The sequence below is a fragment of the Piscinibacter sp. PDB5-1 genome (assembly GCF_056676035.1).
This window is the reverse complement of sequence record NZ_JBWVZL010000001.1, coordinates 1,263,931-1,278,095: the sequence shown is the minus strand read 5'-3', so window position 1 is coordinate 1,278,095 and position 14,165 is coordinate 1,263,931. Positions and strand designations below refer to the sequence as shown.

Below are 14,165 nucleotides of genomic sequence, written 5' to 3'. Positions count from 1 at the left end.
GTCCTCGCGTGGGGCGCGTGCTCAGCCCGCGCGCCCGTCCACCCGCGCGCGCCCCAGCCACCCGCCATGGCGCAGGGCCCACACGGTGCAGGCCGCGCCCCAGGCCAGGGCCGCAGGCAACAGCAGCCACGTTGAGGCTTGCGGCCACAGCGCGGCCATCACCCGCAGCAGCACCCCGGCCTGCAGCACGCCGTACAGGCGCCAGGCGATGTCGTCGGCGGCGAGTGCCCGGCCGCTGTGGCCGGCGGCCACGCGCGTGATCATTGCGATCAGCGTGCAGCCCAGGTAGCCCATGGTCAGCGCATGCAGCGGCGCGAGGCCCAGCGAGGCGGCGTCGCCCCACAGCGCCACGCGCGCATGCGACAGCGCCGCGAGCCACAGCGCCACACCCAGCCACACGAAGCCGCCATGCAGCATGGCCAGCAGGCGAATGCGCAGGCTTTGCACCAGGCCCCAGCGCACCGCGAGCCACAGCATCAGCACCGAGGCCGGGGCGAGCACCAGCGCCAGCGCCGCATGCACGGTGGCCGGCAGCGGCCACCACATCAACTCGGCCACCTCGGCCAGCGTGAGCAGCGCAAACACCGCGCCCATCACGCCCAGCAGCCACTGCGGCTTCCACGCGTCGAGGCGGGGCAGCGCGGCGGCGGTGAAGAACGGAATCATGCGGTGCGACACCACGGCGAAGGTCGGTCCCAGAAAGCCCCACAGGCCCATTTGCGCGGCGGCGCGCGACACGGTCACATCGCCCACCGCCACGCCGACCACGCCGGCCGCCATGGCCAGCGCCCCTACCGCGCCGGCAAGGGCCACGCCCCGCGCATGCAGCGTGTCGGGCACGCGGCTCGCGCCGAGCAGGCGCACGAAGCGGCGCATGGCCGCGACCCAGCCCCCGGTGGCCACCGCCATGCCGGCGGCCGCCAGCAGCGTGTGCACATGAAAGCCCAGCAAGGCCACGACCCAGCCCACCGCCAGCGCCAGCACGGCGGGCAACAGCGCCCGGGCCGGCACCTCGGGCATGCCCAGCCACTTGGGGCCGGCGGTGAACAGGAAGCCGATGATGAACAGCGGCATGAACGCGAAGCTCATCGCGAGCCCGTGCGCCACCAGCGGCGGTGCGGCCCAGGGCAGCGCCAGGCCCATCTGCCGCGCAAACATCACGCCGGCCCACCACAGCGCGGTGGCCGCCATCAAGACCGCCGCGCTGAAGAAGCCCAGGCGGTGCGGTGCGGTGAGCAGGCGCGCCGCGTGCCAGCCCGCGTGGGCGGGTGGCAGGGGCACGGGGTTGACGGGCGGCAGCGGCCGCAGCGGGATCAGCGTCATCGCAGGCCCCTCGCCGTTCAGGCGGCCGCAGCCAAGATCGGCGCGGGCGGCGTGCCGAGTGCCACGCCCGGTGTCAGCAACCGGTCGATCAACTGCCGCACGGTGGCAATGTGCGTGCCGAAGGGCAGGGCCCCGGTGCCTCGGAAGAACAGGCCCTTGGCCACGTCGCCCCGCAAGGCGGCCGCGAGTTGCTTGTCGATGCAGAACTGCCCCCAGGCCGACAAGCCATCGCGCAGCCCGCATTGCGCGAGGCAGTCGAAGCTGAGCGTGCAGCGCGGCTTCTTGTGCGCGCTGGCCTGCAGGCGCGGCTCGACTTCGAGGTAGCGCTGGAGCCAGGGCGTGAGCACCGCGCGTGCGGGCAGGCCGGCGACGCTGGTGATTTCGACCACGTCTTCGTCGCGCGCTTCGGCGAGCACACGCTTGAACTCGGGCGCGGCGTCGCACTCTTCGGTCGCCACGAAGGGCGTGCCCAATTGCACGGCATCGGCGCCGAGCGATTGCACGCGACGGATGTCTTCGAAGCTGCGGATGCCGCCGGCGCAGATCAGCGCCACCTCGCGCTCGACCCCGGCCGCACGCAGCAGCGCGCGCACCTCGGGCAGCACGCGCTCGAAGTCGAAGCGCGGGTCGTGCAGGTCGGCGATCTTGGCCGCGCCGAGGTGGCCGCCGGCGTAGCGCGGGTGCTCGATGACGATGGCGTCGGGCAGGCGCTGCTTGCGTTCCCACTTCTTGAGCACGAGCGACACGCCGCGTGCGTCCGACAGGATCGGCACGAGCGCGGTGCGCGGGTGCTCGCGCGCGAGTTCGGGCAGGTCGAGCGGCAGGCCGGCCCCGACGACGACGGCGTCGATGCCGGCTTCGAGCGCGGTGCTGATCGAGTGCGCGTATTCGCCCACCGCGCGCATCACGTTGACGGCCAGCAGGCCGCGGCCTTGCGACAGCGTGCGTGCGGCGGCGATCTCGCGGCGCAGGGCTTCGAGGTTGGCGGCGTCGATGGTGGCCTTCATCTCGGGGCCGGGTTTCATGCCCTGGGTGCGCTGCATCAGGTCGGGGTGGTGGCGCCGCAGGTCCACCGACGAGATCGTGCCGACGGCACCGAGCGCGGCCACGCTGCCGGCGAGGCGGTGCGCCGACACACCGACGCCCATGCCGCCTTGCACGATGGGGAGCAGGGTCTGGCCTTGCAGGTGCAAGGAGGTGAGGCCGTGTTGCGTGACGGTGTCTTGCAGGGACGGTGGGGCGGAGGTGGTGTTCATGGTGGGGGGAACGTATCCCGGGGTGGGGGTGGGTGTCCTTGATCTGGGTTCAGGTTGTGGTTCCATGTGCTCCGTTCGCCCTGAGGTCTCGAAGGGCCTGTTCGTGGCATGTAGGACCCTTCTTCCCTCGCGGGAGTCGGCGCCGGGATGTGCGCCCGGCAGCGCACCTGCTTTCTTTTGCTTCGCCAAAAGAAAGTAGGCAAAGAAAAGGCGACCCGATTCCGGCGGTCCCGCTGGCGCGGGACTGCTCTGCGGTGCAGGCTCTTGAGGGCCGTCGTGCGAGAACTCGCTTCGCGCCTGCGGCGCTGCACTCAGACATTCGCACGAAGTCAGAGGTGGATGCGCGCTGCGCGCGCCGGCCCTCAAGAGCCCGCCCCTCCGACGCCTGCACACGGGGCCCGAATGCAAACGAACGAGATGCGCGCTTCGCGCGTGGGTGGGGTGGGGCTTGGCCCCTTGCCCCCAAGTTGGGCTCACGCCTTTCTTTAATCCCCGGTGGGGATGCCGCTGGCGTCCATGCGTTCGGGGTCGTCGAAGATGTACGGGTTGGTGCCGGCGTTGCGGGCGCTCGATGCAGGCACGAAGCCGCCTTGGTCCACGTCGAACACATGCACCTCGCCGTCTTCGATGACGTAGTGCCAGCCGTGCAGGCTCAGCGTGCCGGCTTCGACGCGGCTGCGCACCATGGGGTAGTCCATCAGGCGTTGCAGTTGCAACACCACGGCGCGCTGCTCGGTGCGGCGCAGCACGTCGGGGCCGGGTTCGGCCACGGGCAGTGCGGCGTCGCGGCCGAGGTCGAGCCAGCGGGCGAGGTTCTGCGCTTCGGCCGGTACCTCGCCATACAAGGCGCGGATGGCCCCGCAATGGCTGTGCCCGCACACGACGATGCGCTTGACGTTGAGGTTCAGCACGGCGAACTCGATGGCCGCGGCGGTGCCGTGAAAGCCGAACGACTGGTCGTAGGGCGGCACAAAGGCGCCGACGTTGCGCACGAGGAACAGCTCGCCCGGGCCGGCGCCGGTCAGCAGGTAGGGCACGAGGCGCGAATCGCTGCACCCGATGAACAGGGTCATCGGGTGCTGGCCGTCATCGACCAGCAGCCGGAAGTGCGAGCGGTACTGCGGAAACGCGTCGTCGTGAAAACTGCGCAGCCGCGCGAGCAGGTCGTCGGGCATGGCCGTCTCGGCGGTGGCTCACTGCACCAGTGGTGACGAGGCCGCTTCGAGATCGACCCCTTCGACCTGCGCCTGCGCGGCGAGCTGCTGCAGGTAGTGGCGCAGACCGGTGGCGAAGGTCTGCCGGTCGAGCGCCTGCTGCACGGCCGAGCGCACGGCCTCGAACGGCGGCACGGTGCCGGGCTGGCGCTCGCGCACTTCGACCACGTGCAGGCCGAAGCGGCTGTGCACCAGGCGCGGCAGCACGCCGACCTCGGTGTGGCCGAAGACCTCACGCGCGAACTCGGGCGCGCAGTCGTCGGCACCCAGCCAGCCGAGGTCGCCGCCCTGCTGGCCGCTGGGGCAGTTGGACCACTGCTGCGCGACTGCGCCGAAGCGGTCGGCCTCGTCGCGGTCTTTCGCGCGCAGGTCGATCAGGCAGGCCTCGGCGCGCTGGCGCAGCGCCACCACATCGACGCCGGGTGTGACGGCGAAGAGCACGTGGCGCAGCCAGACCTTCTCGCCCACCGCGTAGCGCGCGGCGTGGGCCGCGTGGTAACGGCGGCAGGCCTCGTCGTCGGGTGTGGGTCGGGTGATGGCGCGGTCGAGCAGCGCTTCGATGGCCGTGGTGGCGGCGGGGCTGGTGGCGCCCATCAGGGGCACCGGGTCGTCGGCGTCGAGCAGGCCGGCGCCGATGGCCGCCTGGCGCAGCAGCTCGATGTGGGCGCGCTGGCGCAGCTCGTCGTCGCTGAGGGTTTCGTTGCTGGCGACCAGTGGCACGCCGTTGATGGCGGCCGGGGCGAGGGTGGACGGTGTCATGGCGAGGCTCCTCAACGACGCGGCACGTTCAGGCGGCGCGAACGCACCATCTGGTACGGACGGAACAGGTAAGTGACCGAGGCGAAGCCGCTCCACACATGCACCAGCCGCGTGAACGGGAAGACCAGGAAGATCGTCATGCCCAGCACGAGGTGCGCCTTGTAGACCCAGTCGAGCGGGCTCAGCACGGCCGCGTCGGGCTGCAGCGTGAAGACCCCTTGCGCCCAGTGCGACAGCGCCAGCATCACCGAGCCATCGCTGTGCCCGAGCGAGAACGGCAGCGTGACGAGGCCCAGCGTGAGCTGCACCCACAGCACCAGGAGCAGCGGCAGGTCGGTGCCGTGGCTCGTGGCGCGCACGCGCTCGTCGCCCATGCGGCGCACGATCAGGCCGGTGAGGCCGACGAAGCACAGGCTGCCCGCCACGCCACCGGCCACGATGGCGAGCAACTGCTTTTGCGCCGGCGTGATGAAGGGCTCGTACACCCAGTGCGGCGTCAGAAGGCCCACCGTGTGGCCGAAGAACAGGAACAGGATGCCTGCGTGAAAGAGGTTGCTCGCCCAGTTGAGCTTGCTCTTGCGCAGCAGCTGCGAAGAGTCGCTCTTCCACGTGTACGCGTCGCGGTCGAAGCGCACCAGGCTGCCCAGCAGAAACACCGTGAGGCAGATGTAGGGAAAGATCGTGAACAGGAAGTTGTGCAAGGCGGTCATGGCTTCTTCTCCTCGTCAACCCGTGGCGCGCAGGCCGTCGGCGTTGCGCGCGGGGTTGCGGACGATGTGGATCGGCTGTGGCTGTTCGGGGCGCGACTGGCCGGCGGTCGAGCAGCCGCCGAAGACCTCGGGCTCGGCCCAGGCTTGGTCGAGTTCGGGCTCTTCGGGCAGCGCCACGCGTTCGGCCCGTTCGCCGGCCAAGTCGAGCACCGCGGCCAGCACGCTGGCGTAGGGGCTCTGGCGGTCGAGCAGGGCGCTGAAGATGGCGCGCACGATGTGGGCCGTTTCGCGCAAGAACTCGCGTGCTTCGCGTGGCGGCTGCGTGCTGGCGAATTCGAGCAGCACCGGCAGGTGGTCGGGCAACTCGCCGGGCGACAGGTGCAGGCCGGCGCGTTCGTAGGTCTGCGTCAGATCGACCATCGCCGGACCGCGGTCGCGGCTGTCGCCGTGGATGTGCTCGAACAGGTGCAGCGCGGTGCGCCGGCCCCGGTCGAAGAGGTCCACGTACTCCGACTCGCTTTTCAGGCCGGGCGCGCCGCGCAGGCGGTCGATCAGCACGTCGATCTCGGCGCGGCGGCCGCTGGTCAGCGCGCCTTCGTCGCGCATCGTGTCGCGCAGGTCGAGCAGGTGCATGCGCATCTCGGCGTCGGGGTAGCGCAGCAGCCAGGCCAGCGAGCGCAGCGTCAGCGCCATGCGTTGGGGTGAAGAAAGAATGCTCATGGTGTCGCCCCTTTACAGCTCGGCCTTGATCGGGATCGTGCGGCGCTTGGTGCTGCCGAACAGGCTGGTCTCGCTTTGCCCGTCGCTGCAGCCGTTGCCGAAGCTGAAGCCGCAGCCGCCGCGCACGTCGAACGCGTTCTCGGCGTACTCGCGGTGCGTGCTCGGGATGACGAAGCGGTCTTCGTAGTTGGCGATGGCCATGATCTTGTACATGTCTTCGACCATCGCCTCGCTCAGCCCCACCTGCTTCAAGGCGGCGTGGTTGGGCTTGCCGTCCACGTGCTTGCCGCGCTGGTAGGCGCGCATCGCGAGCATGCGTTCGAGCGCGGTGATGACCGGCAGCGTGTCGCCGGCCGTCAGCAGGTTGGCCAGGTACTTCACCGGGATGCGCAGCTGCTTCACGTCGGGAATCTCGCCGTTGGTGCCCACGTGGCCGGCGTGTGCGGCGGCGGTGATGGGCGACAGCGGCGGCACGTACCAGACCATCGGCAGCGTGCGGTACTCGGGGTGCAGCGGCAGCGCCACCTTCCACTCGACCGCCATCTTGTAGACGGGGCTGTTCTTGGCCGATTCGAGCCACGCGTCGGGAATGCCGTCGCGCCGGGCCTGCTCGATCACCTTCGGGTCGTGCGGGTCGAGGAAGGCGGCAAGCTGCGCGGGGTAAAGGTCGGTGTCTTTCTCGACGCTCGCGGCGGCCTCGATCTTGTCGGCGTCGTAGAGCAGCACGCCCAGGTAGCGGATGCGGCCCACGCAGGTCTCAGAGCACACCGTGGGCTGCCCCGCTTCGATGCGCGGGTAGCAGAAGGTGCACTTCTCGGCCTTGCCGCTTTCCCAGTTGTAGTAAATCTTCTTGTACGGGCAGCCCGACACGCACATGCGCCAGCCGCGGCACTTGTCCTGGTCGATCAGCACGATGCCGTCTTCCTCGCGCTTGTAGATCGAGCCCGAGGGGCACGAGGCCACGCACGCCGGGTTGAGGCAGTGCTCGCACAGGCGCGGCAGGTACATCATGAAGGTGTTCTCGAACTGGCCGTAGATGTCCTTCTGGATGTCGTCGAAGTTCTTGTCCTTCGAGCGCTTCGAGAATTCACCGCCGAGGATTTCTTCCCAGTTCGGGCCCCACTCGATCTTCTCCATGCGCTGGCCGGTGATCAGCGAACGCGGGCGTGCGGTCGGCGCGTGCTTCATCTCGGGCGCCGTGTGCAGGTGCTCGTAGTCGAAGGTGAAGGGCTCGTAGTAGTCGTCGATCTCGGGCAGGTTCGGGTTGGCGAAGATGCGCATCAGCAGCTTCCACTTGCCGCCCTGACGCGGCGAGATCGAGCCATCGGCGTTGCGGATCCAGCCGCCGTTCCACTTGTCCTGGTTCTCCCATTCCTTGGGGTAGCCGATGCCGGGCTTGGTCTCGACGTTGTTGAACCAGGCGTACTCGACGCCCTTGCGGCTCGTCCACACGTTCTTGCAAGTGACCGAGCAGGTGTGACAGCCGATGCACTTGTCGAGGTTGAGCACCATGCCGATCTGTGCGCGCACCTTCATGCTTGTTCTCCTTGCGGGCGGCGAGCGGCGGGCTCATCCAGCCAATCGACCTGGTTCATCTTGCGCACCACCACGAACTCGTCGCGGTTGGTGCCGATCGTTCCGTAGTAGTTGAAGCCGTAGCTGTACTGCGCGTAGCCGCCGATCATGTGGGTCGGCTTGGTCACGATGCGGGTCACCGAGTTGTGGATGCCGCCGCGGATGCCGGTGATCTCGGACCCGGGGGTGTTGATGATCTTTTCCTGCGCGTGGTACATGAGCGTCATGCCCGGGTTCACGCGCTGGCTCACCACCGCCCGCGCCGCGATGGCGCCGTTGATGTTGAACAGCTCGACCCAGTCGTTGTCTTCGATGCCGGCACGCTTGGCGTCGTCTTCCGAGATCCAGATGACGGGGCCGCCGCGGTTGAGCGTCAGCATCAGCAGGTTGTCGCTGTAGGTGCTGTGGATGCCCCACTTCTGGTGCGGCGTGATGAAGTTGAGAACGATCTCTTTCTGGCCGTTGGGCTTGATGCCCTGGATGCCCGAGGTCGTCTTCAGGTCCACCGGCGGGCGGTAGCTGCTGAAGCCTTCGCCGAAGGCCACCATCCACGGGTGGTCTTGGTAGAACTGCTGGCGCCCGGTGAGGGTGCGCCAGGGGATCAGTTCGTGCACGTTGGTGTAGCCGGCGTTGTACGAGACCTTCTCGCTTTCCAGCCCGCTCCAGGTCGGCGAGCTGATGATCTTGCGCGGCTGGGCCTGCACGTCGCGGTAGCGGATCTTCTCGTCTTCGCGGTGCAGGGCCAGGTGGGCGTGCTCGCGGCCGGTGGCCTTGCTCAGCGCCTCCCAGGCCTTCACGGCGACGTGGCCGTTGGTCTCGGGCGCCAGCTGCAAGATCACTTCGCAGGCGTCGATGTCGGTCACGATGCGCGGGCGGCCTTCGCTGTCCACACCGTTCAGTTCACCGAGCTGTTGCACCTCGGTCTCGGTGTTCCACGCGATGCCCTTGCCGCCGTTGCCGGCCTTGTTCATCAACGGGCCCAGCGAGGTGAAGCGCTTGAAGACATTCGGGTAGTCGCGCTCGACCACGGCGATCTGCGGCGCGGTCTTGCCCGGCACCAACTCGCATTCGCCCTTCTTCCATTCGCGCACGTCGAAGGGCTGGGCCAGCTCGGCCGGGGTGTCGTGCATCAACGGGGTGAGCACCACTTCTTTCTCGACGCCCAGGTGCCCCACGCAGACCTCGCTGAAGGCCTTGGCGAAGCCTTTGTAGATTTCCCAGTCGGACTTCGATTGCCACACCGGGTCGACCGCGGCCGACAGCGGGTGGATGAACGGGTGCATGTCGCTGGTGTTGAGGTCGTTCTTCTCGTACCAGCTGGCCGTGGGCAGCACGATGTCGCTGTACAGGCAGGTGGTGCTCATGCGGAAGTCGAGCGTCACCACCAGGTCGAGCTTGCCTTCGGGCGCCTGGTCGTGCCACTGCACTTCTTGCGGCTTCGCGTCGCCCGCGCCGAGGTCTTTGCCCTGCACGCCGTGCTCGGTGCCCAGCAGGTGCTTGCAGAAGTACTCGTGCCCCTTGCCGCTGGAGCCGAGGATGTTGCTGCGCCACACGAACATGTTGCGCGGCCAGTTCTCGGGGGCGTCGGGGTCTTCGCAGCTCATCTGCACCGCGCCGGTCTTCAGGCCCTGCACGACGAAGTCTTTCGGGTCTTGGCCGGCGGCCTGCGCGTTCTTCACCAACTGCAAGGGGTTGGTCTTCAGTTGCGGTGCGCTGGGCAGCCAGCCCATGCGTTCGGCGCGCACGTTGTAGTCGATCAGGCTGCCGCCGAACTTCTGCTTGTCGGCCAGTGGCGAAAGAATCTCGCTGACGTCGAGCTTCTCGTAGCGCCACTGGTCGCTGTGCGCATAGAAGAAGCTCGTGCTGTTCATCTGGCGCGGCGGGCGGATCCAGTCGAGCGCGAAGGCCAGCGGCGTCCAGCCGGTCTGCGGGCGCAGCTTCTCTTGCCCCACGTAGTGCGCCCAGCCGCCGCCGCTCTGGCCGATGCAGCCGCACATCATCAAGAGGTTGATGACGCCGCGGTAGTTCATGTCGGCGTGGTACCAGTGGTTCATCGCCGCGCCGATGATGATCATCGACTTGCCGCGTGTCTTGTCGGCGTTGTCGGCGAACTGGCGTGCCACGGTGATGACCTGCTCGCGCGGCACACCGGTGATGCGCTCTTGCCAGGCCGGCGTGTAGGGCGCGTCGTCGTCGTAGCTCTTGGCGCCCGAGCCCAGGCCGCGGTCGATGCCGTACTGCGCGACCTGCAGGTCGAACACGGTGGCCACCAACGCCTCGCGCAGGTCGCCTTCCTTGCCCAGACGCAGCCGCACGGCGGGCACCTTGGCGTGGTTCAACTCACCCTGCTGCGGGTTGGCGTGGAAGTGCGGCGTGGCGATGCCGGCGAAGTAGGGGAAGGCCACGTCCACGACTTCGTGCGACTGGCGGCCGTCTTCCATCACCGACAGCTTGAGCTTCACGTCTTCGCCGTGGCGCGCTTCCTTGGCTTCGAGGTTCCACTTGCCGGCGTCGTCGCGGCCGGCTTCACCCCAGCGGAAGCCGATGCTGCCGTTGGGCAGCACGGCGCGGCCGTTGCTGTCGAAGGCGACCGTCTTCCACTCGGGGTTGTTGCTCTGGCCGAGCTTGCCGTTGAAGTCGCTCGCGCGCAGGTAGCGGTCGGGCACGAGCGTCGTGCGGCCGTCCGGCAGGGTGTGTTCTTTCAGCGTGACGAGCAGCGGCAGGTCGGTGTAGCGGCGTGCGTAGTCGTCGAAGTAGCAGCTGCGCTCGCGGCCGTCGGTCGGGAAGTAGAACTCGCGCAGCGCCACGTGGCCCATGGCCATGGCCAGTGCCGCGTCGGTGCCCTGCTTGGGGTGCATCCACAGGTCGGCCAGCTTGGCGACCTCGCTGTAGTCGGGCGTCACGGCGACCGTCTTCGCGCCCTTGTAGCGAACCTCGGTGAAGAAGTGCGCGTCGGGCGTGCGCGTCTGCGGCACGTTGCTGCCCCAGGCGATCAGGTAGGTGCTGTTGTACCAATCGGCCGACTCGGGCACGTCGGTCTGCTCGCCCCAGATTTGCGGGCTGGCCGGCGGCAGGTCGCAGTACCAGTCGTAGAAGCTCATGCACACGCCGCCGATGAGGCTGAGGTAGCGGCTGCCGGCCGCGTAGCTCACCATGCTCATCGCTGGGATGGGCGAGAAGCCGATGATGCGGTCGGGCCCGTGCTTCTTGATCGTGTAGACGTTGGCGGCGGCGACGAGCTGGTTGACCTCGTCCCAGGTGCTGCGCACGAAGCCGCCCATGCCGCGCTGCTTTTGATAGTCGCGCCGGGCTTCGGGGTTCTCGACGATGGTGGCCCAGGCATCGACCGGGCTCTTGGCGACCTTCAGGGCCGCGCGCCAGCGCTCCATCAGGCGGCCGCGCACCATCGGGTACTTCACGCGGTTGGCGCTGTAGAGGTACCACGAGTAAGACGCGCCCCGTGCGCAGCCACGCGGCTCGTGGTTGGGCAGGTCGGCGCGGGTGCGCGGGTAGTCGGTCTGCTGCGTTTCCCAGGTGACGATGCCGCCCTTGACGTAGATCTTCCACGAGCACGAGCCGGTGCAGTTCACACCGTGCGTGCTGCGCACGACCTTGTCGTGCGCCCAGCGGTTGCGGTAGGCGTCTTCCCAGGTGCGGTCTTCACCGGTGGTGATGCCGTGGCCGTTGGAAAACGCTTCCTTCGGCAAGGTGAACGCGGTGAGGCGATCGAGAAAATGGCTCATGACAGCCCCTCGTCCGACGAGTACGTCGTCCGATCCCCCGAGGGGATGCGGGCCGGCTTGGGAGCGGCCCGGCGCTCGGCCCGCTCGATGTGCGTTGTGGTGGTCATGGTGTGTCTCGTGGTGTTAGCAAGGCATCGGTGCATTGCGGCGGCTGTAGAACCACCAGGTGACGGCAATGCAGGTGACGTAGAAGGCGATGAAGCAGTACAGCGCGGCCTCGGGCCCGCCCGTCATCGAGATCGAGGTGCCGTAGCTCTTGGGGATGAAGAAGCCGCCGTAGGCCCCGATGGCGCTGCTGAAGCCCAGCACGGCGGCGGCTTCCTTGTTGGCGTCCTTCACCGCTTGCTCTTGGGCCGCGGCACCCTTGCCGGCGGCGCGTTGCCGTTCGGTCAAGAAGATGACGGGGATCATCCGGAAGGTGCTGCCGTTGCCGATGCCGGCGGCGGCGAACAACACCAGGAAGCTGATCAGGAAGCCGTTGAAGTGGCCCGCCTGGCCTTGCGTGGGCAGGAACTGGATCACCGCGATCACGCCGAGCGCCATCACGATGAAGTTCCAGAAGGTGACGCGGGCGCCGCCGAGCTTGTCGCTCAACCAGCCACCCACCGGGCGGATGAGCGCGCCCACCAGCGGGCCGAGCCAGGCGTACTGCAGCGCGTTGACGCCCGGGAACTGGCTCTTGATCAGTAGCGGAAAGCCCGCCGAGTAGCCGATGAAGCTGCCGAAGGTGCCCAGGTACAGCCAGCACATCAGCCAGTTGTGCTGGCGCTTGAAGATCACGGCCTGGTCGGCGAAGCTCGCCTTGGCCTCGGCCAGGTCGTTCATGCCGAACCACGCGGCCAGTGCGCTCAGCGCAATGAACGGCACCCAGATGAAGCCGGCGTTCTGCAGCCACATCGACGTGCCCTTGGTCGTGGTCGCCGCTTCACCGCCCAGCGTGCCGAACACGCCGGCCGTGATGACCAGCGGCACGACGAACTGCACCAGGCTCACGCCCAGGTTGCCCAGGCCCGCGTTCATGCCGAGCGCGTAGCCCTTCTGCGCCTTCGGGAAGAAGAAGCTGATGTTGCTCATCGAGCTGGCGAAGTTGCCGCCGCCGAAGCCGCACAGCAGCGCCAGCAGCACCATCACCTCGTAGGGCGTGGCCGGGTTCTGCACCGCGAAGCCGATGCCCAGGGCGGGCAGCAAGAGGCTCGCGGTCGAGAGCGCCGTCCAGCGGCGCCCGCCGAAGATGGGCACCGCGAACGAGTAGAAGATGCGCAGCGTGGCGCCGCACAGCGCGGGCAGCGCGGCCAGCCAGAACAGCTGGTTGGTGCTGTACTTGAAGCCCACGTTGGGCAGGTTGACGACGACCACGCTCCAGACCATCCACACCGCGAAGGCGAGGGTGAGCGCGGGGATCGACAGCCACAGGTTGCGTTGCGCGACCGTGTGGCCGGGGCCGGACCAGAACGAGGTGTCTTCCGGGTTCCAGTGCTTGATGACTTGAGAAGCCATGGTGAGGTTCTCCGTGGGTGATTGAGGGGGTGAGGTCAGGCGCGGGCCGCGCCTGCGGTGGCGGGGCCGCCCATGAGGTCGGTGCCGCGCACTTCGGTCCAGTACATCCAGATGAGCGAGACCCAGACGACGCCGTACATGAACATGAAGGCGCTGGAGCGCACGCCGGTGAAGTCCATCAGCGCGCCGAAGATGATCGGCAGGATGAAGCCGCCCAGGCCGCCGGCCAGGCCGACGATGCCGCTGATGGCGCCGATGTTCTTGGGGTAGTCGTCGCCGATGTACTTGAAGACGCTGGCCTTGCCGAAGGCCCAGGCCACGCCCAGCACGGCCATCAGCGCGGTGAAGGCGTAGACGTTCAGGCCGATGTGGAAGGTCTTGGGGCCGTTGACCGTGACCACCGTGAAGTCGGTCTGCGGGTACGACAGCAGGAAGAGGCAGATCCAGCTCGCCCACATCACCCACCAGGTGACCTTGTGCGCGCCGAACTTGTCCGACAGCACGCCGCCGATGGCGCGCAGCACGCCGCCGGGCAACGAGAAGCACGCGGCCAGGAGCGCGGCCACGCGGATGTCCAGGCCGTACTCGCCGACGTAGTACTGCACCATCCACAGGCTCAGCGCCACGTAGCCGCCGAAGACGATGCTGTAGTACTGGCAGTACTTCAGCACCTTCGGGTCCTTGAGCGCCTTGAGCTGGTCGGTGAACTTGGTGTTGGGCGGCACCAGGTGCGCGGGGTCGGAATGGCTGAACAGCCAGAACAGCACCACGGTGCCGGCCATGATGGCGGCGTAGACCTGCGGCACCATCGCCCAGCCGAAGGCCACGACGAGCACCGGCGCGATGAACTTGTTGACCGCCGCACCCGAGTTGCCGGCGCCGTAGACGCCCATCGCCATGCCCTGGCGACTCTTCGGGAACCAGCGCGCGACGTACGGCGTGCCGACCGAGAACGAGCCGCCCGCGAGGCCGACGAAGAGGCCGATCACGAGGAAGTGCCAGTACTGCGTGGCGTGGGCCATCAGCCAGATCGCCGGCACCGTGAGCGCCATCAGCAGCGTCATCACGATGCGCCCACCGAAGCGGTCGGTCCAGATGCCCAGCGGCACGCGCACCAGCGAGCCGGTCAGCACCGGCATCGCGGTGAGCAGTCCGAACTCGGTCGCGTTGAGGTTCAGCGCTTTCTTGATCGGGATGCCGATCACGCCGAACATCATCCAGACCATGAAACACACCGTGAAGGCCACGGTGCTGACGATCAGCACCGACCAGGCCTTGCGGTTCGCGGATGTGTCTTGTGTGCCCATGTCCTCCTCCTTCAAAAGGGATGGGAGGACTGTCTTCTCGCCGGGCCGGACTGAACATCCG

At 68.1% G+C, this 14,165-nt stretch carries 10 protein-coding genes; all 10 read right to left on the bottom strand.

Annotated elements, in window-relative coordinates:
- Positions 1 to 21: 21 nt before the first annotated feature.
- Positions 22 to 1,323, bottom strand: a complete 1,302-nt coding sequence (locus tag AC1KAT_RS05740) for an NnrS family protein (protein WP_480323684.1) — start codon at positions 1,321 to 1,323, stop codon at positions 22 to 24.
- 17 nt (positions 1,324 to 1,340) lie between these two features.
- Positions 1,341 to 2,579: an NAD(P)H-dependent flavin oxidoreductase gene (locus tag AC1KAT_RS05735; RefSeq protein ID WP_480323682.1), complete on the bottom strand. Its 1,239-nt coding sequence runs from the start codon at positions 2,577 to 2,579 to the stop codon at positions 1,341 to 1,343.
- Between the two features lie 485 nt (positions 2,580 to 3,064).
- Positions 3,065 to 3,754 (bottom strand): carbonic anhydrase, encoded by a 690-nt coding sequence (locus AC1KAT_RS05730; RefSeq protein WP_480323680.1) that lies wholly within the window; start codon positions 3,752 to 3,754, stop codon positions 3,065 to 3,067.
- 18 nt (positions 3,755 to 3,772) lie between these two features.
- Positions 3,773 to 4,552 (bottom strand): peptidylprolyl isomerase, encoded by a 780-nt coding sequence (locus AC1KAT_RS05725; RefSeq protein WP_480323678.1) that lies wholly within the window; start codon positions 4,550 to 4,552, stop codon positions 3,773 to 3,775.
- An 11-nt stretch (positions 4,553 to 4,563) separates the two neighbouring features.
- Entirely contained in the window at positions 4,564 to 5,262 is a 699-nt protein-coding gene (narI, locus tag AC1KAT_RS05720; protein WP_480323676.1) for a respiratory nitrate reductase subunit gamma, read from the bottom strand.
- A gap of 15 nt (positions 5,263 to 5,277) precedes the next feature.
- On the bottom strand, positions 5,278 to 5,982 hold the full coding sequence (gene narJ / locus AC1KAT_RS05715; RefSeq protein ID WP_480323674.1) for a nitrate reductase molybdenum cofactor assembly chaperone: 705 nt from the start codon (positions 5,980 to 5,982) through the stop codon (positions 5,278 to 5,280).
- Positions 5,983 to 5,994: 12 nt separating this feature from the next.
- Positions 5,995 to 7,518 (bottom strand): nitrate reductase subunit beta, encoded by a 1,524-nt coding sequence (narH, locus tag AC1KAT_RS05710; protein WP_480323672.1) that lies wholly within the window; start codon positions 7,516 to 7,518, stop codon positions 5,995 to 5,997.
- Positions 7,515 to 11,300, bottom strand: a complete 3,786-nt coding sequence (locus tag AC1KAT_RS05705) for a nitrate reductase subunit alpha (protein WP_480323670.1) — start codon at positions 11,298 to 11,300, stop codon at positions 7,515 to 7,517. The genes narH and AC1KAT_RS05705 overlap by 4 nt, the downstream gene beginning before the upstream one ends.
- A gap of 123 nt (positions 11,301 to 11,423) precedes the next feature.
- Positions 11,424 to 12,797 carry a NarK family nitrate/nitrite MFS transporter gene (locus AC1KAT_RS05700; RefSeq protein WP_480323668.1) on the bottom strand — a complete coding sequence of 458 codons (1,374 nt, stop codon included), beginning with the start codon at positions 12,795 to 12,797 and terminating at the stop codon, positions 11,424 to 11,426.
- Between the two features lie 35 nt (positions 12,798 to 12,832).
- Entirely contained in the window at positions 12,833 to 14,104 is a 1,272-nt protein-coding gene (locus tag AC1KAT_RS05695) for an MFS transporter (protein ID WP_480323666.1), read from the bottom strand.
- Between the last annotated feature and the right edge of the window lie 61 nt (positions 14,105 to 14,165).

Coding starts and splice junctions, on each gene's coding strand:
- AC1KAT_RS05740 (WP_480323684.1), bottom strand. CDS start 1,323: ATGACGCTGATCCCGCTGCGGCCGCTGCCGCCCGTCAACCCCGTGCCC.
- AC1KAT_RS05735 (WP_480323682.1), bottom strand. CDS start 2,579: ATGAACACCACCTCCGCCCCACCGTCCCTGCAAGACACCGTCACGCAA.
- AC1KAT_RS05730 (WP_480323680.1), bottom strand. CDS start 3,754: ATGCCCGACGACCTGCTCGCGCGGCTGCGCAGTTTTCACGACGACGCG.
- AC1KAT_RS05725 (WP_480323678.1), bottom strand. CDS start 4,552: ATGACACCGTCCACCCTCGCCCCGGCCGCCATCAACGGCGTGCCACTG.
- narI (WP_480323676.1), bottom strand. CDS start 5,262: ATGACCGCCTTGCACAACTTCCTGTTCACGATCTTTCCCTACATCTGC.
- narJ (WP_480323674.1), bottom strand. CDS start 5,982: ATGAGCATTCTTTCTTCACCCCAACGCATGGCGCTGACGCTGCGCTCG.
- narH (WP_480323672.1), bottom strand. CDS start 7,518: ATGAAGGTGCGCGCACAGATCGGCATGGTGCTCAACCTCGACAAGTGC.
- AC1KAT_RS05705 (WP_480323670.1), bottom strand. CDS start 11,300: ATGAGCCATTTTCTCGATCGCCTCACCGCGTTCACCTTGCCGAAGGAA.
- AC1KAT_RS05700 (WP_480323668.1), bottom strand. CDS start 12,797: ATGGCTTCTCAAGTCATCAAGCACTGGAACCCGGAAGACACCTCGTTC.
- AC1KAT_RS05695 (WP_480323666.1), bottom strand. CDS start 14,104: ATGGGCACACAAGACACATCCGCGAACCGCAAGGCCTGGTCGGTGCTG.